Origin of the sequence: Pantoea endophytica, assembly GCF_002858935.1 — a bacterium.
In the GTDB taxonomy this organism is placed as follows: Bacteria; Pseudomonadota; Gammaproteobacteria; order Enterobacterales; family Enterobacteriaceae; genus Pantoea; species Pantoea leporis.
In genome coordinates this window covers 74,929-100,281 of record NZ_PJRT01000002.1, presented here as the reverse complement: position 1 = coordinate 100,281, position 25,353 = coordinate 74,929, and the positions used below count along the sequence as shown (strand labels likewise).

Sequence of the window (25,353 nt, the reverse complement as noted above, 5' to 3'; positions counted from 1 at the left end):
TCTATTTGGTTTTATCACGGAGCAACAGCTGACTGAGCGCCACCAACAGCAGCGACAGCAGCAGCAAAATTGTCGCCAGCGCGTTCACTTCCGGTGACACGCCAACTTTCACCATCGAATAGATTTTTAACGGCAAAATTTCGAAGCTCGGGCCGGTGACGAACGACGATACCACGACATCGTCCATCGACAGCGTAAAGCTCAGCAGCCAACCCGCTGCGACCGCCGGCAGCGCCAGCGGCAGCAGAATTTTGCGCAAAATGGTGACTTCGCTGGCACCAAGATCTTTGGCGGCTTCCAGCATGCGCACATCAAACCCTTTCAGGCGCGAATAGACGGTGATCACCACAAACGGCAGGCAGAAGGTGATATGCGAGAACAGCAGCGACCAGAAGCCCAGCGAAATGCCCAGCAGCATAAACAGCACCAGCAGCGAAATCGCCATCACGATATCCGGCGACATCATCACCACAAACAGCATGCCGCTGACGAACGGTTTACCACGGAAGCGATAGCGATAGAGCGCGACGGCCGTCAGCGAGCCGATAATCGTGGCGCAGCTGGCAGAGAGCACGCCCATCAGCAATGAATGCTGGGCTGCCTGAATCAGGCTGTCGTTATTCATCAGCAGGCGATACCACTGCGTGCTGAAGCCCTGCCAGTTAATGCCGAAACGCGAACGGTTGAAGGAGTTGACGATCAGAATGATGATCGGGATATAAAACCAGGCATAAATCACGGCCATGAAGCCGCCACGTAACCAGCGCGCCATCATTGCAGTTCCACCTTGCTGTTCAGCATACGCGCTGCGCGCCAGTAAGCCAGCAGCATCAGCCCCATCAGCAGCGTCATCACAATGCTGGTGGCAGCTCCGAACGGCCAGTCACGGATATTCAGGAACTGGCTCTTGATCACGTTGCCAATTAACAGGTTTTTCGCGCCGCCCAGCAAATCCGCTACAAAGAACAAGCCCATCGCCGGGATAAACACCAGCAGGCAACCGGCGACAATGCCCGGCATGGTAAGTGGCAGAATGATGCGTAAAAAGGTTTTTACTTTGTTCGCGCCAAGATCGCGCGCCGCTTCGAGGCAGGATTTATCCAGCTTTTCCAGGCTGGAGTAGAGCGGCAGCACCATAAACGGCAGCAGAATGTAGATCAGCCCCAGAATCACCGCTTCCGAGGTGTACATGATGCGAAACGGTTTATCGATCACCCCAAGCCACAGCAAAAATTCATTCAGCCAGCCGCGCGTGCTGAGGAAGATTTTCAGACCGTAGATACGGATCAGCGAGTTGGTCCAGAACGGCACAATCAGCAGGAACAGCATCAGCGGACGCAGGCGCGCCGGCAGTTTCGTCAGACACCAGGCAAACGGATAACCGAGCAGCAGGCAGCACAGCGTGGCGATCAACGCCATATTCAGCGAGTGCAGCAGCACATCAGCGTAGAGCGGATCGAGCAGCCGCGTGTAGTTATTTAGGGTGAAGGCCATACTGACAAAATGCGCATCATCGCGCGTCAGGAAGCTGGTGGCGAAAATCATCAGGTTAGGCAGCAGCACAAACAGCGTGAGCCAGCTGACGATCAGGGCAACAATGACTTTCTGCAGGCGGTTACGCATCAACTTCATACGGCAACACCACCTCCCAGTTGGCGACCCAGCTGACGGCCATTTTCTGGTTCAGCGAGTGATCAAAATCGGGATCGTCTTCGTTAAAGAACTCGCTCACCGTCAGCAGCTTGCCGTTCTCCAGCTCAACAGTAGACTCCAGCGTCATGCCTTTATAGTTGCGCTCGCGCACGAAGCCGATCAGATTATCGCTGCGGCTGTCGTGGTCGATCTCTTCAACGCGCAAATCTTCCGGGCGCAGCAGCACGTGCAGTTTATCGCCGACGCTGACCGGGAAATCACATTGCAGCATGCATTCAAGGCCTTCCACACGCGCGCGGATTGTAGGCGCATGATCGCTGTTCAGCACCTCGGCATCGAACACGTTAATCTCGCCAATAAAGCGCGCCACAAACAGGTTGGCGGGCTCTTCGTAAATCTCGCGTGGCGTGCCGTCCTGTTCGATGCGGCCATCGCGCATTACCACGATACGATCGGACATGGTCAGCGCCTCTTCCTGATCGTGCGTCACAAACACAAAGGTGATGCCAAGCTTACGCTGTAGCGCTTTGAGCTCGTTTTGCATCTGGCGCCGCAGCTTGTAATCCAGCGCCGACAGCGACTCGTCCAGCAGCAGCACTTTCGGGCGATTGACCACCGCGCGCGCAATCGCCACGCGCTGCTGCTGACCGCCCGAAAGCTGATGCGGACGGCGATCGGCAAAACTCTCCAGCTGCACCATCGCCAGCGCATCGTTAACGCGCGTGGTGATCTCCGCCGCCGGGGTTTTCTGCATGCGCAGGCCAAAGGCGACGTTCTCAAACACCGACATGTGCGGGAACAGCGCGTAGCTCTGAAACACGGTGTTAATGTGGCGATGCTCGGCGGGCAGATCGGTGATGTCATTGTCATCAAGAATGATATGACCGCGATCGGCCGCTTCCAGCCCGGCAATCAGGCGTAAAATGGTGGTTTTTCCGCAGCCGGAAGGGCCAAGCAGCGTGATGAACTCGCCGTGACGGATGGTCAGGTCAAAGTCAGAGATGATGGTTTTGCCATCAAAAGCTTTACTGATGCCAGAAAGCGTAACCAGCGCAGGCGCGCGTGTTTGCGTCATTTTAGTCACTCAGTCTGATGGTGAATCAGGTTACAGCATAGCCGCTGGTGGCCGCTTGCTGTGATGAAGGGCGCGATGATACCGCAAAAATGTGTCAATGCCATGTTTTGCCACGGATTTACCTTGAAAACTCTGAAAAATGCCGGAGTATGCGTAACGGATAAGTCGGACAGGCGCGAGTGAGCGAATTTTCAACGCAAGTCACGTTGAGAGAGCTAACCTGAAGGATAATGATTTGACGCAACATGGTGCCATTTGGCCACCATGATAATGACGCAGGTTCTTTAGAGGGATGACAGATGGATCAATTACTTGAGCGTTTTCTCAGTTATGTTGCAGTAGAAACTCAGTCAAAACCTCAGGCACGACAAGTGCCAAGCAGCGAAGGGCAGTGGACGCTGGCGCGTCAATTACAGGAAGAACTTATCGCGCTGGGCTTTGTTGATGTCTCTCTGAGCGATCACTGCTGTGTGATGGGCACCTTACCGGCTAACGTTGATTGGGCCACGCCGGTAATCGGCTTTATTTCGCATATGGACACCTCGCCGGATTTTACCGCCAAAAACGTCAATCCGCAGATTATTGAAAACTATCGCGGTGGCGATATCGCGCTCGGTAACGGTGATGAAATTCTGTCACCGGTGATGTTCCCGGTACTGCATAAGCTGATCGGTCATACGCTGATCACCACCGATGGCAAAACGCTGCTCGGCGCGGATGATAAAGCCGGTATCGCCGAGATCATGACCGCGATGGCGCGTCTGGCAAAAGGGGATACGCCACACGGTGCGATTCGCGTGGCCTTTACACCCGATGAAGAGATTGGTCGCGGCGCGTCGCACTTCGACGTCGAAGGCTTTGCCGCCGATTGGGCGTATACCGTTGATGGCAGCGATCTCGGCGAGTTCGAGTTCGAGAACTTCAATGCCGCTACCGCGATGGTTAAAATCACCGGCAACAACGTGCATCCAGGCAGCGCTAAAAATGTGATGGTCAATGCGTTGGATCTGGCGATGCGCTTCCACGCGGAACTGCCAGCCAAAGAGAAGCCGCAGTATACCGACGGCTATGAAGGCTTCTTCCATCTGCACACCATCAAAGGCACGGTTGAGCACGCCGAGCTGATGTATTTGATCAGAGATTTTGATGCCGACAGCTATGAACAGCGTAAACAGCTGCTGGAAGAGATTGGTCAGCGCGTCAGCAAAGGGCTGCAAAGCGAATGTTCGGTGAAAGTGGAGATCAGCGACAGCTATCGCAACATGCGCGAGAAAGTCGAACCGCATCCGCACATTATTGAGTTGGCGCTGCAGGCGATGCGCGATTGCGGCATCGAACCGAACGTCAAACCGATTCGCGGCGGCACCGACGGCTCTGCGCTGTCGTGGAAAGGATTGCCATGCCCGAACCTGTTCACCGGCGGCTACAACTATCACGGCAAGCACGAGTTCGCCTCACTCAATGTGATGGCGCAGTCGGTGGATGTGATTGTGCGTTTGGCTGAGCTGGCGGGGCAGAAGAAGGGCTGATGATGATTGCTTAGCGCGGGTTGTCCCCCATCCCGGCCTTCCCCCATAAATGGGGGAAGGAGACGCTGCCACATGCAACTCCCAACTCCCTACTCACATATTGCAGCATCTTCCTCCCCCATTTATGGGGGAGGACTGAGGAGGGGGACAGCGAGCACCTACCGAGCACCCACCGAGTTTTAGAAACCCCGAGACAGATTGAAACTTACTCGCCGAAGAACCAATACCCGCTATTCACCAACGCCGCCAGCTGCGCCAGCAGTGAAGGGTCATCCAGCGCATCGCCGAAATCTTCCAGCGTCAGCACGTGATTGTGCGCCAATGCCGCCAGCACATGCGGATGGCTGCTGGTGACCGATTCACCGTTCACAAACACCACATCGCCAATGGTCAATACGCGCAGGCCGCCGAGCCGCGTCAGCGCATCGCCTTGCTGCAATGCATCGTAGATTTCGTCCGGTTGATACGGCGGCTCCGGCGGTGCGACGTCCAGCTCATGACGCGACTGAGAAATAAACTCGCCAAACCACTGATTAAACTGCTCCGGCTGGTTAATCACATCCATCATGACTTTGCGGATGCCTTCCAGTTCTGACGGCAGAATTTGCGATGGGCATTCACGCGATGGCACATCGGGATCGCTGTAGCGGTAGCTGCCCAATTCGTTGGCCAGCATGTGATCGGCAAAACCGCTGATCAGCTCACGACCGTTCGGTGCGCGGAAGCCGACCGAATAGTTGATGGCGTTTTCCAGCGAATAGCCTTCGTGCGGGAATCCTGGCGGAATATAGAGAATATCGCCGGGCTCCATCTCTTCATCGATGATGGCGTCGAAAGGCTCAACCTGCAGCAGATCCGGATGCGGGCAGTGCTGTTTCAACGGCACTTTTTCACCCACGCGCCAGCGACGGCGGCCAGTGCCCTGAATGATAAACACATCGTACTGATCGAAATGCGGACCGACGCCGCCTCCCGGCACGGCAAACGAGATCATCAGGTCGTCAACACGCCAGTCGGGCAGAAAACGGAACGGACGCATCAGTGCGGCAGAAGGTTCATGCCAATGGTTGACCGCCTGCACCAGCAGCGACCAGTTGCTCTCACCGAGATGATCGTAGCTTTCAAACGGGCCGTGGCTGACTTGCCATTTGCCCTCGTTATGGCTGACAAGACGGCTATCGACCTCATTTTCCATCGCCAGACCGGCCAGCTCGTCAGGAGAAATAGGATCGACGAAGTTTTTAAATCCACGTTTAAGCACCACCGGGCGTTTCTGCCAGTAGCGTTGAATAAAGTCGGGCCAGTTGATATCGAGCTGATAGTCCATATGAGGAGTCCGTTTGCTGCAAAGAATGATGGCAAGTATAACAGCCCGCGTCCCTTTCTACTCGCGGTGATGCTCGACTTCCTGGCGCTGGAAAATTACTTCCATGCGCGCGCCGCCGAGCGGGCTGGTGGTGGCGATCACCTGGCCGGCGTACTGTTCGAGGATGTCGCGCACCACGGCTAAACCTAATCCCTGGCCGGGACGCAAGGTGTCGGCACGTTGACCGCGCACGAAGATCAGATCGCGTTTGCTTTCCGGAATGCCGGGGCCGTCATCATCAATAAACAGATGCAAGGTGTTGTCGGTTTGTCGTGCGGTGACTTCAATAAATTCGAGGCAATATTTGCAGGCGTTATCCAGCACGTTGCCAAGCACTTCCATAAAGTCATTCTTATCGCCGATAAAGGTCAGCTCCGGCGAGATATCCAACGTGATCGCCACGCCCTTGCGTTGATAGACTTTATTCAGTGCCGAGCACAGGCTATCGAGCAGCGCCGAAACCGAATGCAAATCGCGCTGCAGAGGATTGTGATCGGCCTGCATGCTGGCGCGATGCAGGTAATAACCAATCTGCTGCGAGATGCGGCTGATCTGCTCCAGCATCACCGGTTCGGCCTGTTCAATGGTTAACTCTTTACCATTGCGTAACGATCGCAGCGTACTTTGCAGCACTGCCAGCGGGGTTTTCAGGCTGTGGGTGACATCCGACAAGGTGGTGCGATAGCGCGTGTAGCGTTGACGTTCGTTGGTCAGCAGCAGGTTAAGATTGCGCACCAGACTGCGTAACTCTTGCGGCGGATTGTCATCAAGATTCTCGCGCTGACCGGTTTCCAGCTCGCGCACCTGCGAAGTGAGATCGCCAATCGGCCGCAAACTCCAGTGCGCCGCCAGCCACAGCAGCGGGATCACCAGCAGCAGATTGGCCGCCAGCACATAGCTAAACCACGACCACACTACATCGGAATGCTGCAACTCTTGCGGAATTGAGTCGACCACCACAATGGTCAGCGCCGGTAAGTTGGTGGTGGCATCGTAGCGATTGACCGCGACCGAGTGGGTGAAGGTGTCACTGCTGTCGCTATCCAGCGCGTGCAGCCGCTCTTTCGCCTGCGGGTTGTTGCCCATCGCCGCCATGCTGGTGCGGTTGCTGGTATCGATTTCGTAGAAATCGGGCTTGAGCAGCCATTCACGATGAATCTTTTTGCGGATTTCGGGCACATCGCGCTGCTGCCACAGCAGTTTGCCGCGTTCATCGTAGATAAAGACCAGCGTGGGGAAATTGAGCGTCATGCGCTCCGGCTGGCCAATAGTGAGCTGATTGTCGTGCCACTGCGCCAGCGTGAAGAACAGATTGCTCTCACCGCGCATCACGCGATAGGTATTTTTATCGAAACTGACGACATAGCCAACCACCGCGACCATGCCGTAGGAGAGTGACAAAAACAACACGATCGCCGCGGTCGCCAGCAGAAAACGAGCGCGGAGAGAGAAGGGGCGTAAACGCCGGAACCACGTCATAAATCAGAGATCAAAGCGATAGCCCTGGCCGCGTACGGTGTTGATCACTTCGGTTGGATAGAGTGAGAGAATTTTTTTACGCAGACGGCCCATCAACACGTCGATGGTGTGACTTTCGCGCAGTTCGGCATCCGGATAGAGCTGCAGCATCAGCGAATCTTTGCTCACCACTTTACCCGCGTTGCGAATCAGGGTTTCGACGATGGTGTATTCGAAAGCGGTCAATTTTACCGGTTCATCTTGCACCGTCAGTTCGCGGCGAGAGAGATCGACCTGGAACGGCGGCATAGAGATAATTTGCGACGCGTGTCCGCTGTTGCGACGCATCAACGCCTGCAAGCGTGCAGCCACTTCTTCAATGTGGAACGGCTTGGTGACATAGTCGTCGGCACCCGCTTCCAGCGCTTCCACCTTGGCCTGCCAGCCTTCGCGCGCGGTTAAGACCAGAATTGGTTGACGTACCGCATCGGTGCGCCAGCGGCGAATCAGCGACATGCCATCTTCATCGGGCAAACCGAGATCGACCAGCGCAATGTCGGGCACATGTTCTTGCAGGAAATAATCCGCTTCTTTGGCATCTTCTGCGGCGTCGACCTGATGGCCCATTTCACGCAATTGCACGGCGAGGTGATGGCGTAGCAGCGCATTATCTTCCACAACCAGAACACGCATAGTATTTCCTTAGCTTCGAACGTAGTGATGATGAGAAGAGTATACGCAAAGCCAGCTAAACCAGAGAACAACCAGGCGCGCGAAACGCGCCTGGCCACCGCATTACTTCAAATCATCAACCATCTGAATCGCACGGCCGAGGTAGTTGGCTGGCGTCATCTGCTTCAGACGCACTTTTTCCTCTTCCGGCAGTTCGAGGCTATCGATAAAGGTTTGCATACCGGCAGCATCAACGCGTTTACCGCGCGTCAGCTCTTTCAGCTTCTCGTACGGTTTTTCGATACCGTAACGACGCATCACGGTTTGGATCGGCTCAGCCAGTACTTCCCAGTTGTGATCCAGCTCGTCCAGCAGACGATCGCGGTTCACTTCCAGTTTAGAGATGCCTTTCAGTGTGGCTTGATAAGCGATCAGCGCATAACCGATGCCCACGCCAAGGTTACGCAGCACGGTGGAGTCGGTCAGGTCGCGCTGCCAGCGTGACACCGGCAGTTTGCTGGCGAGATGCTGCATCATGGCGTTAGCCAGGCCGAGGTTGCCTTCGGAGTTTTCGAAGTCAATCGGGTTCACTTTGTGCGGCATGGTGGACGAACCGATTTCACCGGCGATGGTTTTCTGCTTGAAGTGATTGAGCGCCACGTAGCCCCAGATATCACGATCAAAGTCGATCAGAATGGTGTTGAAGCGCGCGATGCAATCAAACAGTTCAGCGATGTAATCGTGCGGCTCGATCTGCGTGGTGTACGGGTTCCAGGTGAGACCTAAGGAGGTAACAAACTGCTCGCTCAGCTGGTGCCAATCCACTTCCGGGTAGGCGGAGATGTGGGCGTTATAGTTACCGACCGCACCGTTGATTTTACCCAGCACGTCAATTTTGCTCAGCTGACGCAACTGGCGCTCGAGACGGTACGCCACGTTCGCCATCTCTTTACCCATGGTTGACGGCGTTGCCGGCTGGCCGTGGGTGCGCGACAGCAGCGGAATGTCACGGTATTCGTGTGCCAGACCTTTAACAGCATCGATCAGTTGGTTCCAGAACGGCACGATCACATCACGACGAGCGGTTTCCAGCATCAGCGCATGCGACAGGTTGTTGATATCTTCGGAGGTACAGGCGAAGTGGATGAATTCAGACACCGCATGCAGCGCGGGTACATCGGCCACTTTCTCTTTCAGGAAATACTCCACGGCTTTGACGTCGTGGTTGGTTGTGCGCTCGATGGTTTTGATGCGTGCCGCGTCTTCTTCGCTGAAATTGGCGACAATGGCATCAAGGAAAGCGTTTGCGTCGGCATCAAATGCAGGAACTTCCTTGATCTCGACAGTCGTGGCCAATTTTTGTAACCAGCGAACCTCAACCTCAACGCGGAATTTCAGCAAACCGAACTCGCTGAAAATGGCGCGCAGTGGGCTGACTTTATCGCCGTAACGACCATCGACAGGTGAAACGGCGGTCAGAGAGGATAATTCCATCAGTGCAACTCCTGAATCGTTTAACAATTATGCCGGGGCGGCGCTTAATACGCCGGGCCCAGGCGGGATAAAATGGTTTTAGCTTCGCTCAGCAAGCGCTGGCGCGAGAACATCAGCTGCAGACGGCCACCGCCAACCTGCTGCCATAACACCGCAGAGCGAATGCCGGCCAGCAAGGCGGCGCGCACTTTACTCTGCACTTGTGAATTCTGTAGCACCTGCGGTGAACCGGTCACCTGAATGCGCGGGCCCAGCGGGCTAATTACATCCACATAAATGCCGGCCATTGCGCTGATGATGGTGTCCGATTCCAGCTCGTAATGCGCCAGCTGGCGGTCAAGCTGGCCGATGCGTTGTGCCAGCGTGTTCATCGCGGTTTTGTTGCCATGCAGCTTACGCTCCAGCACCATCATGCTTAAGGTATAACGGGTCAGTTCAGCGCTGGCACCCTGACGATTGCTGCTGTTCAACACCGCCATCAAGGTCTCTAATCCAACCTTTAAATTGGCTTCGTCGTTGCCAAACACTGCCAGCGTCGAACCGGGATTGAGATCGATCAGGCTGCGCAGCGACACATTCAGTGCCGCGTTATTGCAATTTCCCTGCTGCGCGAGCTGTTGCACCACATGGGCGGCCTGGCATACGCCCGCCAGCGCCAGCGTAATCTCATAATAGTTCTTAGCCACGCTTAACTCCTGTCATCGCGTCGGGCAGCGCCGACCTTAGGCTTCTGCCAGAGGCAGGCGTTGTTCGATAATGCCGCCGCCGAGGCACACTTCACCGAGATAGAACACGGCGGATTGGCCTGGCGTGACGGCCGCAACCGGCTCGTCAAAACGGACTTCAATACGGTCATCGCCGTGCGGAATAATTTCACACGGAATGTCGGTCTGGCGATAGCGGGTTTTCACCGTGCAGCGCAGCGGCGCGCTCATTGGCTGGCGATCAACCCAGTGCAGCTGTTGGGCAATCAACCCCACGGACATCAGGCGCGGATGCTCGCCGCCTTGCGCCACGATCAGGCGATTGCGCGCCACATCTTTGTCGACCACATACCAGGGATCGTCGTTGCTCTCTTTACGGCCGCCGATGCCCAGACCTTTACGCTGGCCGAGCGTGTGGTACATCAAGCCCTGATGTTCACCGACGATTTCGCCATCAACAGTTTCGATTTCGCCCGGCTGCGCAGGTAGATAACGACCAAGGAAGTCGCGGAACTTGCGCTCACCGATAAAGCAGATGCCGGTGGAATCTTTCTTCTTCGCGGTGATCAGATCCAGCTGCTCAGCGATGCGGCGCACTTCTGGCTTATCCAGTTCGCCAACCGGGAACAGGCTTTGCGCGATCTGCTGGTGGCCGAGCGTGTAGAGGAAATAGCTCTGATCTTTGTTGCCGTCGAGACCGCGCAGCAGGCGGCTTTGGCCATCCACATCCTGACGGCGCACGTAGTGGCCGGTGGCGATGAAGTCTGCGCCGAGATCATCCGCCGCGAATTCAAGGAAGGCTTTGAACTTGATCTCTTTGTTGCACAGGATGTCAGGATTCGGCGTGCGGCCGGCTTTGTACTCTTCCAGGAAGTGCTCGAACACGTTATCCCAGTACTCAGCGGCGAAGTTGATTTTGTGCAGTTTGATGCCGAGTTTGTCACACACGGCTTGTGCGTCAGCCAGATCATCGGCGGCGGTGCAATACTCCTCGCCATCGTCTTCCTCCCAGTTCTTCATGAACAGGCCTTCAACCTGGTAGCCCTGCTGCTGCAGTAACCAGGCGGAAACGGAAGAATCGACGCCGCCGGACATTCCGACGATCACTTTTTTCTGGCTGTTGTCAGACATGACGCACTCTTAAATTACGATAAAAACAGGCGGCGCATTCTATCATGCAGAAGCGGGGCGCGCACCCTCATGAAACGGCCACTGGAACGGCGCGACCAGATGCAGCGGATAACGCTCGCCTTGTTGCCACAGTCGCACGCTCTCTGCCACTAACGGCGAACGCAGGCGATTGGCCGTCAGAATCTGCTCTGGCGGCAGCCACCAGCAGCAGTCGATGTCGCGATCGTGCGGCGAGGTATCGACTTTTTCGGCCAGATCGAGGCCAAACAGGAAACGCACAAAAGGTGTATCGTCCGGCGCAATCCACTGCTGCACGCCGAGGAAATATTCAGGTTTGGCTTCAATGCCGGTCTCTTCAAACAGTTCACGCTGGGCGGCTTCGAGTAGGGTTTCATTGGCCTCAAGATGCCCGGCGGGCTGGTTCCAGGTAATACGACCGTGCACGCGCTCTTCAACCACCAGCAAATGTCCCTGTGCCTGCACAATACAGGCGACCGTTACATGAGGTTTAAACATCCTTCCTCCGAAATTGTTAACTAAAAGTTATTAAATGGCTGCACTGATATCGCGCCATTCACCCGGGGGCAAATCGCCTAACTGATGTTCGCCCATCGCAAAGCGAATCAGGCGCAATGTCGGAAAGCCGATGTGTGCCGTCATGCGGCGCACCTGGCGATTTCGTCCCTCAAACAAGGTGATTTTCAGCCAGCTGGTGGGAATCGCTTTGCGTTCACGAATCGGCGGCTGGCGCGGCCATAGCCACTCTGGCTCGTCCACTAACTCAATCCCTGCCGGCAAAGTGGGGCCATCGTTCAGCGTCACGCCGCTGCGTAACAGGGATAAATCTGATTCCTGCGGCGCACCTTCCACCTGCACAAAATAGACCTTTCCGGTGCGCTTGCCGGGCTGCGTCAGCGCCGCCTGCAGCGCGCCATCGTTGGTCAAAATCATCAATCCTTCGCTGTCGCGATCGAGTCTGCCAGCGGCGTAGACGTCGCTCACCGGCACAAAATCCTTCAGCGTGCGGCGTCCGGCTTCGTCACTGAATTGCGGCAAAACATCGAATGGTTTGTTAAAGAGTATGACGCGTCTTGGGCCTTTCGGACGGGTATCGCGGCGCACGGGCTTACGTGCCGGGGCGCTTGCGCGCTTATCCTGGTGAATTCGTTGAGAAGTTTTTCGCATGGGCTTTGCAGTCGGAAACATTCGGCGCATTATAGCGCGAAACTACGGTGATTGGCGTAGCGGAAATAATCAAGTAGTATTGACCCGCATCTTACAAATCATTAACAAAAAATCGCTCGAAGGAGAGGTTGATGGAAAGCAAAGTAGTTGTTCCGGCGGAAGGTCAAAAAATCACCCTGGATCAGGGAAAACTGAATGTTCCGAATAACCCGATTATTCCTTACATTGAAGGTGACGGTATCGGCGTTGATGTTTCCCCGGTAATGTTGAAAGTGGTTGATGCCGCTGTGAAGAAAGCCTACAACGGCGAGCGAAAAATTTCCTGGATGGAAATTTATACCGGCGAAAAATCTGTAGAACTCTACGGCCAGGACGTCTGGCTGCCGCAGGAAACCCTCGATTTAATCAAAGAATATCGCGTTGCCATCAAAGGCCCGCTGACTACTCCAGTTGGTGGCGGTATTCGTTCTCTGAACGTTGCGCTGCGTCAGGAGCTGGATCTGTACGTTTGTCTGCGTCCGGTTCGCTACTACAAAGGCACGCCAAGCCCGGTTAAGCGTCCAGAAGAGACCGACATGGTGATCTTCCGTGAAAACTCAGAAGATATCTATGCCGGTATCGAGTGGAAAGCGGGCACGCCAGAAGCTGATAAAGTGATCAAGTTCCTGCGCGAAGAGATGGGCGTGAAGAAAATTCGCTTCCCTGAGCAGTGTGGTATCGGCGTTAAGCCATGCTCGGAAGAGGGCACTAAACGTCTGGTGCGCGCAGCGGTTGAATACACCATCACCAACGACCGTGATTCTCTGACCCTGGTTCACAAAGGCAACATCATGAAGTTCACCGAAGGTTCTTTCAAAGACTGGGGTTACCAGTTAGTGAAAGAAGAGTTCGGCGGCGAGCTGATCGATGGTGGCCCGTGGATGAAGTTCAAGAACCCGAACACCGGTAAAGAGATCATCGTTAAAGACGTGATCGCCGACGCCTTCCTGCAGCAGATCCTGCTGCGTCCGGCGGAATACGACGTGATCGCCTGTATGAACCTGAACGGTGACTACATCTCTGATGCCCTGGCGGCACAGGTTGGCGGTATCGGTATCGCACCAGGCGCCAACATCGGTGACGAATGTGCCCTGTTCGAAGCGACGCACGGTACAGCACCGAAGTATGCAGGTCAGGATAAAGTGAACCCAGGTTCAGTGATTCTGTCGGCAGAAATGATGCTGCGTCACCTGGAGTGGTTCGAAGCGGCTGACCTGATCGTTAAAGGTGTTGAAGGCGCTATCGCTAACAAAACCGTGACCTACGATTTCGAACGTCTGATGGAAGGCGCTAAACTGCTGAAATGTTCAGAGTTTGGTGACGCGATCATTAGCAACATGTAATTTGCCACTCGGGCAGAAAGCATAACGGGAGCCAATGGCTCCCGTTTTTTTATCTCAATTTCGCAGATATGCCAGCTAAGTTTATTGCCTTGCCAGCACCGACTGAGCATCGATAATCATGCATTTTCCTGTGCAGCTCTCATTGCCGGTGATCACTGGCGATTTGGTTAGAGTGTAATGCATACCCGCTTCTTTTTTTACGGTAAATGCCATACCGGCAAACGTCCACGGCATGCCTAAAGATAAAGAACCAAACTCATCATATTTCGATGATTTTGCAATTTTTGGCAAATTCTCACTATTTAAGCGGTAGTAAAGGGCACCATCGAAATCTTTGGCGACCACTTTAGTTATTTCGTCTTTTAAAAGGGCATACTCTTTTTGCTGAGGTGAAGAAAAACCCTCTTTAATATTGCTGGCTGCAAGCCATCCGGCAGCGACAGGTAGCAATAGATAAAGGAATCGTGAGTATTTTGTCTTATCGACCACCGCGAATAGCCCGATAAGGAAGCAAGACGTGGTAATCAGCGAGAGCGCACTGATTGTTCGATAAGCCGCCCAACTCTCTGTCACCAATAAGTTTGGTGTCACTGCTGCAACAGCGAACAGTAAAGATAAAATCACTTTCTCCTTGCCGTTCCCGCTAATTTTTTTCAGCCCAATAAAGATGAATAACAGTGAGATGATAACCGATAGTGCTTTTCTGCCAGTGTCAAAATTACAGATGGCATTTTTTAATGGCTCTACAAAGAACCATTTTATTTTCCCCATGAGATCGAGGGTAATGTTACTTCTTGAAAGTGTCTCGCCGAATAACAGGAGCGGAATGACTTTAGCTAATATTAATGCCATCAGCATGCCAAAGAAAATCATTAACAATGTACGAATGAGTTCTTTTTTAGTGACTTTACGTGGAGTCAGGCAAGTGTCCATAAACGCAAAAAAAAGAAAACACATGGCCGTGGGCTGGTAAATAGCGAAAGAGAGCGTAATCAGCAAGGCTGACACCGTTACTCCCTTAATACCACGCAATCGGGTTAATGCTGAGTAACTCCATCCAGCAAGAAGAATAGACGTTACAAAAGGAAAACATACTGACCAGGCGTTGAATACCTGGAAAGAGGGCAGTAAACAGATCACTAAAGAGAATATAACTCTCTGCAATGGATTTTTAAGGATATCTCTATCAGAGATAAATTTGTAAAAGTAACAGCTTAGTAATATGAGAGAGGCAACGGATAGCACTCTTATCAGTATCAATGAGTCCAGGCTGGATATCAGGAAAGAGAAACCATAGCGCAAAGCACCATAGGCCGGCCTTCCAGAAAGGACGTCCCACTTGAAAATGCTGGCAGGATCAGTTTGGGCGCTGAACAGATAGTACCAATCATCCGAAAAGGCATAGCTTGAAAGAAAGACAGGGCTATAGCAAACCAATAATGCCGCAGCTAAAAAAAGATAAACTTTAAAGTTATTACAAGCTATGTTTGTCATCTGCTTCCTTTTTAATATATCGAGGTCTATGCTTGGTTTCAATATATATCCTGCCAATGTATTCACCTAGCACACCTATTCCAATTAATTGAATTCCACCCAAAAACAGTATTGATACCAGTAGTGATGGATAACCTGCTACCGGGTTACCCCATATTATTTTATCAATGATCATCCACGCGCCATAAACGAACGACAGGAATGCGACAAAAAAACCAATATAGGTCCACACTCTGAGCGGAAAGGTTGAGAAACTGGTCAGCCCTTCAAGCGCTAAATTCCAAAGTCGCCATCCGTTAAACTTTGCCTCTCCCGCAACGCGCGCTGAACGGCTATATTCCACGATGGCAGCATCACCCTCCACCCAACTCAGGATGCCTTTCATAAACAGATTGCGTTCCTGCAATTGCTTTATGTTTTCGACAGTCGCGCGAGAAAGTAAACGAAAGTCTCCAACATTTTCTTCTAGCTTTGGTGAGCTGATCTTATTATGCAGTTTATAAAACCATGCAGCCGTTTTACGCTTAAAATGACTATCGCTACTGCGGTCATTGCGTTTTGCCAGCACAATCGGCCATCCCTCTTGCCATTTGCTTATGAGCAAGGGAATCACTTCGATGGGATCCTGAAGATCAACGTCAACCGGAATGACTGCATCACCAGTAGCATGTTCAAGTCCGGCAAGCAGCGCGGTTTCTTTACCAAAGTTACGAATAAAGTTAATGACTAATACAGATTCATCATCATCCCGCAGCGACTTAATAATCTGCTCGGTTTTATCGGTACTGCCATCATTAATGAAGACAATTTCGAGAGGGTAAGAAAAGAGTTTTTCTTTGACGGTACGGTAGAATATCGGTATTGCGTCTTCTTCATTGAAGACGGGAACGACCAGGGAAATTTTCACTTTTTCACCTTAAAAACAATAAAGTTTGAATAGATGAAGCCGAATACCAGGCTTATTATTGAGAATGAAATAAGCGTAATAATCGGATTAATATGCGTATGATCGGCGAAACTGCCAATGCCTGCGGCCATCATGCCCATAAAGGCCACGAAGATGACATAGCGAAAAGTTGTCGCTTCGGCTTTAAACGTCCAGCGTGCATTGGCAAAAAATGAAAAAGTTACCGCGACAATGAAAGCCAACAGATTAGCCAGCCATTGGCGGGTATTAAGAGCATACAGGGCTGCAAACACCATCCAATGAATCAGGGTGTTAATGATGCCAACTGATAAGAAACGTGAGAATAATTTCAACATAGTGAAATATTAGCCATGACGACATCATTATTTGCAAAATAGATGCGAATTTTACATGCAGGGGTACAATAAATAAAGTTGAAAAATCAGCGTCCTCACCGGTATGTCATAAGCGCAGGCTATTCACTCATCGTCAGAAAAAAACGAAAGTTAATCGCTTCCGTTTTTTTAATGCATTAATCGACTTGCTGCTCATTGGTTTTGGTGATTTGGGCACGCTCCTGCGACAGCCGCCAGAAATCGCTGCCGCCCGGTTGCTGATACATCCGCAGCGAGAAGTGACCGACAATTGCATAGATATACTCAAAAATGGCCGACTGAGAATCCTCGTAATCTACCCACAATACTGACGAGGTGAAGCAATAAACCTCCACCGGCAAGCCCTCGGGCGAAGGCTTCATGGCGCGTACCACGATATACATATCCTTTTTGATATCGTCGCGCTGCGACAGCCACGCCGTCAGGTATTTACGAAACACCGTTAGATTGGTAATGCCGTTTTCTGCAAACCAGCGTTCGCCCACCGCATTGCTATCGCGGCCATCCATCAGTGCTGAAAGTTGCTCACTGACGCCGCGGATTTGGCTCATTTGCTGCACCATCTCGTGATCGAGAAAGCGTATCGACATCTGATCAAGATGGAAACTGCGCATAATGCGGCGCGCGCCGGAGGAGAACATCGCCTGCCAGTTGGTATAGGTTTCGGTGAGGAAGTTTTTGGTGGGGATACGCGACAGCGTATTGTCCCAGTTGCGAATGGTGATGGTATGCAGCGCGATATCGATCACTTCGCCGCTGATGCCGTTATCCGGCATCTCAATCCAGTCGCCGAGTTGCAGCACATCGTTCGATGACACCTGAATATTGGCCACCAGCGACATCAGCGTATGCTGGAACACCAGCATCAATACCGCCGCTACGGCACCCAAACTGGAGATAATAATCACCGGCGATTTATTCGACATAATCGCCAGAATCATAATCGCCGAAATAATGTGCACCAGAATCTTGCCGACCTGGATATAACCCTTGATCGAGTGATTTTTGCGCTTGGCTTTTTTCGAATAGGAGTTATTAACGATCTCCAGCACTTCGGTAAAGAACAGCGATAAATAGACGAAGAACAGAATGCCGCAGATGGTCTTAATTGCGATCAACAGATGCTCGGGTAAATCTGGCATAAACTGCAGCAGATAATAGACCGTGATCACCGGGATAAAGTTAGAGAGCTTCTCCGAAAGCCTGACGTCCTTATCCAGCGGCACCTGATTTTTGTGCGTGCTGAAGAACACCTTTCTGACCACTTTAACGATAAAGAATTTACAGATCAGATGGGCGATCATGCCGGCAAACATCAATAACACCAGGCTGAAAGCGGCCGACAGCACCGTGTTACCCTCAATAAAACTTTGTATCTTGCTTAAATAATTCATTTCAACCACATGCCGGACAGTGTTGGCGGGAATTCAAACATAATCGCGCCGATAGCGATATGCGACGCGTGCGCATTAGTCTACACCATCATGGGTTTACATTCCCTTTCGCAGAACTTTGAAACAGTTAACATTTACATGCTGATGGCAGTGTGCATTAAAGACTAAACCGTTATCTTCAGCGCTTACGATTCAGGAGGTGGTATGCAAGGTGTAATCAAGTTCGTTAAAGGCTGGCTGCTGTTTTCGCTGTTGTGGGGCATCTTTATGTGGTTTGTTTCGTGGCAGGCGCAGGGCAAAGAGATCGGCATGGTGATCGTGATGAGCTTGTATGCGGGGTTAATTTACCAGGCGCTGATGACCATGGTTGCGCGATACAAAGCACGGCGCGCGCAGGTGTAGTTGTACACAACTGACTACAGAGCTTTGCGGCACATTGACGCTCATTTTCATTTACTCGGGCAATCTGAGCCAACATATCTCAGCTTGCTGGAAAAAGAACGATGGGAAAGAAAGTTGTCGCTGCGTGGTTTTTTCTGCTGCTGTCTGTGGTCGCTTGCGCACAGCCTTCAAGCTCAATAACTTTAACCCTGCAGCACGATCGTCATTTGAAGATGGAAAACAGCACCGTAGATGTGGCTGAAACGCCGGATGAACATATCAAAGAAGGAATATATGAAGTGGGTCAGCACCATTAAAATCGGGGCCTTGAGGCCCCGTTTTAACGGATTACTTACGTCCGAGCAGAAAACCGACAATCACACCAATGCTGGCTGCAACTGCCAGGCCGGTCGCGGGGTTATCGCGTACCGATTTCACCACACAATCCGCTGCATCCTGAACCGCATAGCTGGCCTGAGCCGGATAACGACGCGCCGCGCCTTTGGCTTCATGACGGCGTGAACCGGTGAATTGACCAAATTTTTCCTGGACGGCACCCGCCGCTTCATTCAATTTTGCTTCCGCTTTGTCGCTCATAATGACTCCCTGATCGTGGTGAATGTCCTGTAAAGCGTAGTCAGAGAAACTGCAGGCAGCAAATGACGCAGCGGTAAAGGTTGTAACAGCAGTTTGCAGTACGCAAAAATTCTGCGCATGCCAGCGGAGTGGGAAAGCGAAAACCTGAAGTTAGCGCTGACCGCGATAAGCCGGATACCAGCTCACCAGAAAGTGACGCAGGTGGTCAAAACACCATTCGGCATCGTCGGCCTGCTGGCAGTAATAGCGCAAGGTCACTTTTTCGTAGCGCATGTGGCGCTGCTGCAGGGGAGACCAGCTCCAATCAAGCACCGCACGCGCGTAGTTGATTAGCGTGCCACTCTGCATGTTGTGCTGCTTCTCCTGACGGCTGAGGTAGATTTCAAACGCCTGATCGAGGCTTTGCGTCTCTTCCGTATTGAAGCCTGCCACCGTCGGACGAAATGCCACATCGATAAATCCGCACACGCCATCGTCACGTTGCTGCCAGTCGCAGGCCAGCGTCATAAATAAGCCATCCTGCAGATTCACTTCTTCCAGCAGGCGCCGCATATTTTCGGAGTGTTTACCGGCGGTGATCTCATCAATACGATCGGTTTCCAGCGTGAGGTCAAATCCACAGGGGTTCACCGAGCCATCCGCGTTGGTGCTGGCCGGAAAGGGGAAATCGATATAGCCGTTGTTATCCAGACTCTTTTCCATCATGCAGGTCCGCCGCGTGCGATGGGCAGACAATAAACCATCTCACGCTGCGACGCACGGCTTATGGGCACGTCCAGGTAATCATGGTGTTCTGATAAGGATTGATCAGGCGGAACTGTTTATCAGACAGGCGTTGCGCGTAAAAGCCCTCCGCGGTGATGGCCGATGGCACGTACTGAAAGCGATCGGTGGAGTGCAGCGTACCGCTTTGCACCTTCACGCCATCGCGCGATACGGCGAAGGCGCTCACCAAATCAAAGATCCGCGCCTGCGTGTTGCCCATCGATTGTCCATAAATCGTCGACACTTCGCCCGGACAGTCGACACCTTTCGGTGCGGAACTGCAGCCAGCTAACATTAAAAGGGTGAGTACAACCGTGATTCGCCACATGAGCACCTGCTTCATTCCCTGGTTTGCCATGGCACGCCTATGCGTACTGATAAGTGGATCATAGCAGGTCTGACGCTGCTTCCCATTTGTCATTTGTATAATCGTTAAGCGGAAGGAATGTAAAGGGGTGACTTTACTAGCAGAGAAACGGTATTCTTGCCAGCGTTGCGCACCAGGTAAGCAAAACAAGGGTAAATTAATGAAAGAAGAAGAAGCGAGTTTAATGATTCTTCAGCACGCGATCGACAAATTAGAAGCCGACAAAAAGAAGCAGGTAATGAACTGCGTAGCGGCCATTCAGGAAGTGATGCAGCGTTTTGAAGCCGAAGAAGCCGGACTGGCATTGATGTTGGTCGCGGCGCAAGTGGCCGCTGAATAGTGCCTGCTCCCGCAGAATCTCATTGCGCTTGATGTACCAGGCTTTGCTGTTGTTGGATGAAGTTTATGGAATGCAGCAGCAAGGCCAATCACGCCACGAAATCATCATTTAACCTCAGCGGAGAACCCAATGAAGGCACTAGTCATGGCCGTTGGCGTGCTGGCATGTCAGATAGCGCCCGCCTGGAGCGAAACCGAATACCAAATCACCTGTCCCGGCCGTCCGACTATGACGGTATCGCGTGCCGAGTATGGTTTGAGTACGTTAATGTGGCCAACGCGCCACTTCCAGATTGCTGCCGGGCAGCAGCGCACCAGCCTGAAAGGGGGTGACAAGGTTGCCATCACCCGTTTTCGTAATGGCGATCAGTTAATCGTGAACAAAAAGAACGATGAAACTTTCTTCGTCTACGCCAACAGCAACAAGTTGTTGCCCTGCAGCCGCACCGATAAGCGCGATGCGCAGATTCTATCGCTGGAACGCTACGACGACAGCGCGCGTCCAAACTCGTGAGTTAATAACCCGGTTTGATGAGTTGCCGCTGGCGCAAATCCAGCGGCGACTGTTCCGCCTCATCAATGGCTGCCAGCCAGCTCTGCAAATTCACCTTAGCCCACGAAAGATGTCCGCGCGTGGTGCTCATCAGCACGACATCCGGGCGTAACGAGCGATACAACTCCAGCGACTGCTGCAGTTCGGTGGGATTGCTTTCAGGCATCAGCACGCTGATCCAGCGGTTGTAATCGCGGGTCAGCGTATCGCCGACAAACAGATAAGTGTGGCCGAGCGGCGAGTGATAGAGATAGCTGCTGCTGCCGGGCGTGTGTCCGGGCGTCGGCAGCAGGTGAAAATCGCCGAAGTGCGTCTCTTGCTGTGTAAAGGTTTCGTCGGGCTCAATCACCAAACTGACCGGCCCGAGCGAACGACTGTGGCAATAGAGCGCGCTATTAAAGCGCTGCTGAATGGCGATCGCCCCCGGCGCGGCTTCGTGCCAGTGAGTCAAATAGTGGCGAATGACGCCGCCGGCATCGTTAAGGAACTCATGATCGAGCGGATGCTCCACGCGGCCAATCAATAAATTGCCGCGTGGGTGGCACAGCATAAAGCCATGCATCATTAAGTCACTCGCCGTCTCTTCGGCGGGGAATTCTGGCGTGGAGATCCACAAATCGTCGTACAGTGGCTTCATTGTCGGTCTCCTGCGGCAACACGTTAGCGCAATGTCGGGTGGCCGGTGAAGGCGAACTGTGCTTCTCCATTCTCAATCTGCAACGTGGCGCTAGCGCCCAGCGGCAGCGTCACGGTATCGGCATCGTGTCCAAAAGCCAGATCGCTAATCACTGGAATCTGAAACTCGTCACGAATGCGCTGCCACACGGTGGCAAAATCAAAACCGTTGTCATACGCCGACAGCGATGTGCTGGTAAAGCTGCCGGTAATAATCGCTTGCTGGCGCGACAAAATGCCACTCTGCTGCAGCTGAATCAGCATGCGCTCGATACGGAACGGATGTTCGTTCACATCTTCGATCACCAGAATGCCGCCTTCAATTTGCGGCATCCACGGCGTACCAATCAGCGAGCAAATCATCGCTAAATTGCCGCCCCATAAAGTGCCTTGCCAGCGGCCGTGATCCGGGCTGGTGCTGCGCCAGCTTAGATTGACTGTAGGTGATGTCAGCGTTTGCCAAAAGTGCGATTCGGTAAAATCAGATAATGCCTCGGCGCCGAAGTTACCGGCCAACATCGGCCCGCTAAAGGTGATCAGCCCGATTTGTGCCAGTAACGCCAGTTGTAGCGCGGTGAAATCGCTATGGCCGCACAGCGCCACCGGTTGATTGAGCAATCGACGTTGCAGGCCAACGTAATCGATCTTATCCAGCAAACGTGAAGCGCCGTAGCCGCCACGCACCGCCAGCACGATATCGGGCAGCGCCTCTAGCGTGGCCAGCGCATTGATATCATTTAGCCGCTGCGCATCATCGCCGGCAAAGCGTTGAAAGCGGCGGGTGATCGCCGATAGATTGTCAAGATGATGGCCAGCAGCCTGTAAACGACTCACCGCGCGCTGGGCGGCGTCCTGATTGTGGCAATAACCGGAAGGGGCGATGAGACGTAGCGTGCGGGGAGTAACCATAACTTCCATCCTGCTGTAGAGTGGCCTGCTGATGATGACGAAATGCGTTATCGAAGTCACGGTAGCATAAGGTTTTTTACCGATTTAGGATAAACGGTAATTTTGCATCGCGCTGCGCCAGGTATGATAGCTTGCGCCAACCCTATTGCGGAACCAAAAATCAGTGAAAATTCGCCTACTTATGCTTTCTGCACTGCTGCTTGCTGGCTGTTCCAGCGAGCCGGAAAAACCGGCACTGCCCGAGAAGAATACGCCGTTAACTCAGGCACCGCCGTCGAAGGTGAATGATGCATGGTCAATGTTTACCGAAGATGCCGCCAGTCATTATGGCGTTGATGAGAAGTTAATCAGCGCCATTATTAGTGTCGAATCCGGAGGCAATCCCACCGTGGTGAGCCGTTCCAATGCGGTTGGTCTGATGCAAATTAAGGCCTCGACCGCGGGCCGCGAAGTCTATCGCACCCAGGGCCGTCATGGTCAGCCATCCTCGTCCGAGCTGCGCGATCCGGCGAAGAACATCGATATTGGCGCGGCCTACCTGAAAATTCTGCAGGATTCCGCCTTAGCCGGAATTCGCGATCCGCTGACCCTGCGTTACGCCACCATTGTCTCCTACGCCAACGGTGCCGGTGCCTTGCTGCGTACTTTCTCGCGTGACCGCGAGCGTGCTATTGCGATGATCAATTCCATGACGCCGGACGAGTTTTACCAGCACGTACAGAATAAGCATCCGGCGGCGCAGGCCCCGCGTTATTTATGGAAAGTCACCACCGCCTACCGTACCATCGGTTGATGCTGTACACCTATCTGTTGCGGCGCGATTTATGACGCAATAAATTGCGCCGCTACACCAACAATCGCGCCGTCGGATAATCCACAATCAACACCTGCACATAACCGCCGCGCAACGCCCCGCGAATCGCCTGCGCTTTCTCTTTGCCGCCCGCTAACGCCACCACCTGCGGACAGCGTTTTACCTGCTCCAACTCCATACCAATTACCGGATCTTCCTCAGCGCTCAGCACCGGCTGACCATCAGCATCGAAATAGTGCAGGCAGATATCGCCCACCGCGCCGCGTTCGGCCAGCGTTTGCAGCATCTCACCGTCGTAATAGTTGCCGGAATTACGCAGCAGGGCGGACGGCTCGAGATCGCCGATGCCGACAATCGCCAGGTCCACCTGATCAAACTTTTCCAGTACCACCGCGACATCGGGATTAACCGATAAACGCTGGCGATCCTTTACCGAGTGTTCGATTGATTGCGACGGCAGCAGCCACGCCGGACAACCCAGCAGCGCCGCGAGATTCTGCGTCAGAATCGTGGCCTGCACATTGCCGTTAGCGCCCACGCCGCCCAGCAGCTGAATGACGCCTTTGCACGGCGCGCTGAGCGGATGCAGCGCATCGACCATGGCGCGAATGGTGCCGCTCCAGGAGGAAATGCCAATCAGCTCATCGGCACGCACCCGCGTTTCCAGATAGTGCGCGGCGGCGGAACCGATCGCCTGTTTGATCTGCAATGCGGAAGCCTGATCCGGCACATCCACCACAATCACCTGCGGCAGTTGATACAGCTGCTCAATGGCTTTTTCCAGCTCAGGGAACACATTGGCCGGCGGCACCACGCTGATCTTCACCACACCTTCTTTCACGCTGCGATTAAGGATGCGCGACACAAAAGATTGCGACAGCTTCAACAGCTGCGCAATGTCGGACTGCTTCCTGCCTTCCACATAATAAAGCGTGGCGATTTTCACCATCAGCCGCTGTTCATCCTGTTTTGCCATGGTTTTTTCTCTCTCTTAACCTGCCTGGTATTGTTAATCAGCCTGTCATAAATAACAACGCAGAACATTTTGTGATCGTTTTCGCTTTTTGAGGATCGGGCAATGGACGTGCTCAGAAAGCCAGCGCATAGTCATTATGCATATAAAATCGCAATTGAATATATATTCAATCGGAGATAACAAATGAAAGCCTCTGTCCTCAAAGTCTCTCTACTTGCTTCAATCATGATGATCTCGGCGGCGTCGCTGGCGGCGGATAAGGGGTTGCTGGCTATTATTACGCCATCACATGACAACCCGTTCTTTAAGGCCGAAGCCGACGGCGCGCAGGAGAAAGCCAAAGCCCTCGGTTACACCACGCTGGTGGCCTCACACGATGATGACGTGAATAAACAAAATCAGCTGATTGAAACCGCCATCGCGCGCAAAGCCAAAGCCATCATCCTTGATAACGCCGGTGCGGATGCCACCGTTGGCCCGGTGCAAAAAGCCAAAGATGCCGGCATTCCTACCTTCCTGATTGACCGCGAAATCAATAAAACCGGCATCGCCGTGGCGCAAATCGTCTCCAACAACTATCAGGGCGCACAGCTCGGCGCCGAGAAGTTCGCCAAACTGCTGAACGGCAAAGGGGATTATGTCGAGCTGCTGGGCAAAGAGTCAGATACCAATGCGGGTGTACGTTCGCAGGGATATCACGATGTGCTGGATGATTATCCCGATCTGAAGATGGTGGCGCAGCAGAGTGCCAACTGGAGCCAGACTGAAGCCTTCAGCCGCATGGAAACCATCCTGCAGAAGAACCCGAATATCGTTGGCGTGATCTCCGGTAACGACACCATGGCGCTCGGTGCGGAAGCGGCGCTGAAAGCGGCGGGCAAAACCAATGTGATTGTGGTCGGCTTCGACGGCAGCGATTACACCCGCGACTCCATCCTCAATAAAGGCAACATCAAAGCGACGGTGCTGCAGCCGGGCTGGGATCAGGCGCAGATGGCCGTCGAGCAAGTGGATTACTACCTGAAGAATGGCAAAGCGCAGAAAGAGGAGAAGCAGCTGATGGATTGCGTGCTGATTGACGACAGCAACGCCGCGAAGCTGAAAACCTTTAAGCTGGCGCCATAACATGGAGGCCGGC

Annotated in this window: 29 protein-coding genes; 8 read left to right on the top strand and 21 right to left on the bottom strand. The window is 53.1% G+C overall.

Annotation, left to right across the window (positions count from 1 at the left end):
• Window position 1 precedes the first annotated feature (1 nt).
• From potC to potA, 3 genes are read right to left on the bottom strand one after another with little or no spacing between them, the layout of a single operon-like run.
• Window positions 2–775, bottom strand: coding sequence for a spermidine/putrescine ABC transporter permease PotC (potC, locus tag PZBJ_RS01155; RefSeq protein ID WP_061716930.1), 774 nt, complete (start codon window positions 773–775; stop codon window positions 2–4).
• Window positions 772–1,632, bottom strand: coding sequence for a spermidine/putrescine ABC transporter permease PotB (gene potB, locus PZBJ_RS01150; protein ID WP_101760814.1), 861 nt, complete (start codon window positions 1,630–1,632; stop codon window positions 772–774). The genes potC and potB overlap by 4 nt, the downstream gene beginning before the upstream one ends.
• Window positions 1,616–2,728, bottom strand: coding sequence for a spermidine/putrescine ABC transporter ATP-binding protein PotA (gene potA, locus PZBJ_RS01145; RefSeq protein WP_101760813.1), 1,113 nt, complete (start codon window positions 2,726–2,728; stop codon window positions 1,616–1,618). The genes potB and potA overlap by 17 nt, the downstream gene beginning before the upstream one ends.
• A 299-nt stretch (window positions 2,729–3,027) precedes the next feature.
• On the opposite strand from potA, the gene pepT reads away from it, so the two are divergent.
• On the top strand, window positions 3,028–4,257 hold the full coding sequence (gene pepT / locus PZBJ_RS01140) for a peptidase T (protein ID WP_101760812.1): 1,230 nt from the start codon (window positions 3,028–3,030) through the stop codon (window positions 4,255–4,257).
• 205 nt (window positions 4,258–4,462) lie between these two features.
• Here the strand turns inward: pepT and PZBJ_RS01130 are convergent, their stop codons facing one another.
• From PZBJ_RS01130 to rluE, 8 genes are all read right to left on the bottom strand, one after another.
• The gene (locus PZBJ_RS01130; protein WP_101760811.1) at window positions 4,463–5,584 is read right to left on the bottom strand and encodes a ribosomal protein uL16 3-hydroxylase; all 1,122 of its coding nucleotides are present in this window, start codon (window positions 5,582–5,584) and stop codon (window positions 4,463–4,465) included.
• A gap of 57 nt (window positions 5,585–5,641) precedes the next feature.
• Window positions 5,642–7,102: a two-component system sensor histidine kinase PhoQ gene (phoQ, locus tag PZBJ_RS01125; RefSeq protein ID WP_101760810.1), complete on the bottom strand. Its 1,461-nt coding sequence runs from the start codon at window positions 7,100–7,102 to the stop codon at window positions 5,642–5,644.
• 3 nt (window positions 7,103–7,105) lie between these two features.
• A complete protein-coding gene (gene phoP, locus PZBJ_RS01120; protein ID WP_101760808.1) occupies window positions 7,106–7,774 on the bottom strand; it encodes a two-component system response regulator PhoP in 669 nt (222 codons plus the stop codon).
• Window positions 7,775–7,876: 102 nt separating this feature from the next.
• Window positions 7,877–9,247 carry an adenylosuccinate lyase gene (gene purB / locus PZBJ_RS01115; RefSeq protein WP_101760807.1) on the bottom strand — a complete coding sequence of 457 codons (1,371 nt, stop codon included), beginning with the start codon at window positions 9,245–9,247 and terminating at the stop codon, window positions 7,877–7,879.
• A gap of 44 nt (window positions 9,248–9,291) precedes the next feature.
• Window positions 9,292–9,933 (bottom strand): high frequency lysogenization protein HflD, encoded by a 642-nt coding sequence (gene hflD, locus PZBJ_RS01110; RefSeq protein ID WP_101760806.1) that lies wholly within the window; start codon window positions 9,931–9,933, stop codon window positions 9,292–9,294.
• A 36-nt stretch (window positions 9,934–9,969) separates the two neighbouring features.
• Window positions 9,970–11,082 carry a tRNA 2-thiouridine(34) synthase MnmA gene (gene mnmA, locus PZBJ_RS01105; RefSeq protein WP_101760805.1) on the bottom strand — a complete coding sequence of 371 codons (1,113 nt, stop codon included), beginning with the start codon at window positions 11,080–11,082 and terminating at the stop codon, window positions 9,970–9,972.
• Between the two features lie 42 nt (window positions 11,083–11,124).
• Window positions 11,125–11,598: an NUDIX domain-containing protein gene (locus tag PZBJ_RS01100; protein WP_101760804.1), complete on the bottom strand. Its 474-nt coding sequence runs from the start codon at window positions 11,596–11,598 to the stop codon at window positions 11,125–11,127.
• Window positions 11,599–11,628: 30 nt separating this feature from the next.
• A complete protein-coding gene (rluE, locus tag PZBJ_RS01095; protein WP_370445550.1) occupies window positions 11,629–12,267 on the bottom strand; it encodes a 23S rRNA pseudouridine(2457) synthase RluE in 639 nt (212 codons plus the stop codon).
• Window positions 12,268–12,398: 131 nt separating this feature from the next.
• Here rluE and icd point away from each other — a divergent pair, with 131 nt between their 5' ends.
• A complete protein-coding gene (gene icd, locus PZBJ_RS01090; protein ID WP_064740914.1) occupies window positions 12,399–13,649 on the top strand; it encodes an NADP-dependent isocitrate dehydrogenase in 1,251 nt (416 codons plus the stop codon).
• An 81-nt stretch (window positions 13,650–13,730) separates the two neighbouring features.
• On the opposite strand, the gene PZBJ_RS01085 is transcribed toward icd, so the two are convergent.
• The 4 genes from PZBJ_RS01085 to PZBJ_RS01070 all read right to left on the bottom strand — a co-directional run bounded on the left by PZBJ_RS01085 (window position 13,731) and on the right by PZBJ_RS01070 (window position 17,839).
• Complete coding sequence (locus PZBJ_RS01085; RefSeq protein ID WP_101760802.1) at window positions 13,731–15,143, bottom strand: glucosyltransferase domain-containing protein; 1,413 nt, start codon at window positions 15,141–15,143, stop codon at window positions 13,731–13,733.
• A complete protein-coding gene (locus PZBJ_RS01080; RefSeq protein WP_101760801.1) occupies window positions 15,124–16,050 on the bottom strand; it encodes a glycosyltransferase family 2 protein in 927 nt (308 codons plus the stop codon). The genes PZBJ_RS01085 and PZBJ_RS01080 overlap by 20 nt, the downstream gene beginning before the upstream one ends.
• Window positions 16,047–16,406 (bottom strand): GtrA family protein, encoded by a 360-nt coding sequence (locus PZBJ_RS01075; protein WP_101760800.1) that lies wholly within the window; start codon window positions 16,404–16,406, stop codon window positions 16,047–16,049. The genes PZBJ_RS01080 and PZBJ_RS01075 overlap by 4 nt, the downstream gene beginning before the upstream one ends.
• A 176-nt stretch (window positions 16,407–16,582) precedes the next feature.
• Window positions 16,583–17,839 carry a mechanosensitive ion channel family protein gene (locus PZBJ_RS01070; RefSeq protein ID WP_101760799.1) on the bottom strand — a complete coding sequence of 419 codons (1,257 nt, stop codon included), beginning with the start codon at window positions 17,837–17,839 and terminating at the stop codon, window positions 16,583–16,585.
• A 204-nt stretch (window positions 17,840–18,043) separates the two neighbouring features.
• Between PZBJ_RS01070 and PZBJ_RS01065 the strand changes: the two genes are divergently transcribed.
• Together PZBJ_RS01065 and PZBJ_RS01060 are read left to right on the top strand one after the other, a co-directional pair.
• Window positions 18,044–18,241, top strand: a complete 198-nt coding sequence (locus PZBJ_RS01065; protein ID WP_007891509.1) for a DUF6404 family protein — start codon at window positions 18,044–18,046, stop codon at window positions 18,239–18,241.
• A 101-nt stretch (window positions 18,242–18,342) separates the two neighbouring features.
• On the top strand, window positions 18,343–18,537 hold the full coding sequence (locus PZBJ_RS01060; protein WP_101760798.1) for a hypothetical protein: 195 nt from the start codon (window positions 18,343–18,345) through the stop codon (window positions 18,535–18,537).
• A 31-nt stretch (window positions 18,538–18,568) separates the two neighbouring features.
• Here PZBJ_RS01060 and PZBJ_RS01055 read toward each other — a convergent pair whose 3' ends face one another.
• The 3 genes from PZBJ_RS01055 to PZBJ_RS01045 all read right to left on the bottom strand — a co-directional run bounded on the left by PZBJ_RS01055 (window position 18,569) and on the right by PZBJ_RS01045 (window position 19,910).
• The gene (locus PZBJ_RS01055) at window positions 18,569–18,817 is read right to left on the bottom strand and encodes a DUF883 family protein (protein WP_101760797.1); all 249 of its coding nucleotides are present in this window, start codon (window positions 18,815–18,817) and stop codon (window positions 18,569–18,571) included.
• 150 nt (window positions 18,818–18,967) lie between these two features.
• Window positions 18,968–19,519, bottom strand: coding sequence for a hypothetical protein (locus PZBJ_RS01050; protein ID WP_101761035.1), 552 nt, complete (start codon window positions 19,517–19,519; stop codon window positions 18,968–18,970).
• 61 nt (window positions 19,520–19,580) lie between these two features.
• Window positions 19,581–19,910 carry a hypothetical protein gene (locus tag PZBJ_RS01045; protein ID WP_101761034.1) on the bottom strand — a complete coding sequence of 110 codons (330 nt, stop codon included), beginning with the start codon at window positions 19,908–19,910 and terminating at the stop codon, window positions 19,581–19,583.
• A 199-nt stretch (window positions 19,911–20,109) separates the two neighbouring features.
• Between PZBJ_RS01045 and PZBJ_RS01040 the strand changes: the two genes are divergently transcribed.
• A complete protein-coding gene (locus PZBJ_RS01040) occupies window positions 20,110–20,289 on the top strand; it encodes a hypothetical protein (RefSeq protein WP_008108187.1) in 180 nt (59 codons plus the stop codon).
• A 129-nt stretch (window positions 20,290–20,418) separates the two neighbouring features.
• Complete coding sequence (locus PZBJ_RS01035; RefSeq protein ID WP_101760796.1) at window positions 20,419–20,802, top strand: hypothetical protein; 384 nt, start codon at window positions 20,419–20,421, stop codon at window positions 20,800–20,802.
• Window position 20,803: 1 nt separating this feature from the next.
• Here the strand turns inward: PZBJ_RS01035 and PZBJ_RS01030 are convergent, their stop codons facing one another.
• Together PZBJ_RS01030 and ldcA are read right to left on the bottom strand one after the other, a co-directional pair.
• The gene (locus tag PZBJ_RS01030; RefSeq protein ID WP_101760794.1) at window positions 20,804–21,478 is read right to left on the bottom strand and encodes an MBL fold metallo-hydrolase; all 675 of its coding nucleotides are present in this window, start codon (window positions 21,476–21,478) and stop codon (window positions 20,804–20,806) included.
• A gap of 23 nt (window positions 21,479–21,501) precedes the next feature.
• Complete coding sequence (gene ldcA / locus PZBJ_RS01025; RefSeq protein ID WP_101760792.1) at window positions 21,502–22,425, bottom strand: muramoyltetrapeptide carboxypeptidase; 924 nt, start codon at window positions 22,423–22,425, stop codon at window positions 21,502–21,504.
• A 163-nt stretch (window positions 22,426–22,588) separates the two neighbouring features.
• Between ldcA and emtA the strand changes: the two genes are divergently transcribed.
• Window positions 22,589–23,218, top strand: a complete 630-nt coding sequence (gene emtA, locus PZBJ_RS01020; protein WP_101760791.1) for a membrane-bound lytic murein transglycosylase EmtA — start codon at window positions 22,589–22,591, stop codon at window positions 23,216–23,218.
• Window positions 23,219–23,270: 52 nt separating this feature from the next.
• On the opposite strand, the gene PZBJ_RS01015 is transcribed toward emtA, so the two are convergent.
• Window positions 23,271–24,215: a sugar-binding transcriptional regulator gene (locus tag PZBJ_RS01015; protein ID WP_101760790.1), complete on the bottom strand. Its 945-nt coding sequence runs from the start codon at window positions 24,213–24,215 to the stop codon at window positions 23,271–23,273.
• Window positions 24,216–24,398: 183 nt separating this feature from the next.
• Between PZBJ_RS01015 and PZBJ_RS01010 the strand changes: the two genes are divergently transcribed.
• Window positions 24,399–25,340 carry a D-ribose ABC transporter substrate-binding protein gene (locus PZBJ_RS01010; protein WP_101760789.1) on the top strand — a complete coding sequence of 314 codons (942 nt, stop codon included), beginning with the start codon at window positions 24,399–24,401 and terminating at the stop codon, window positions 25,338–25,340.
• Window positions 25,341–25,353 lie beyond the last annotated feature (13 nt).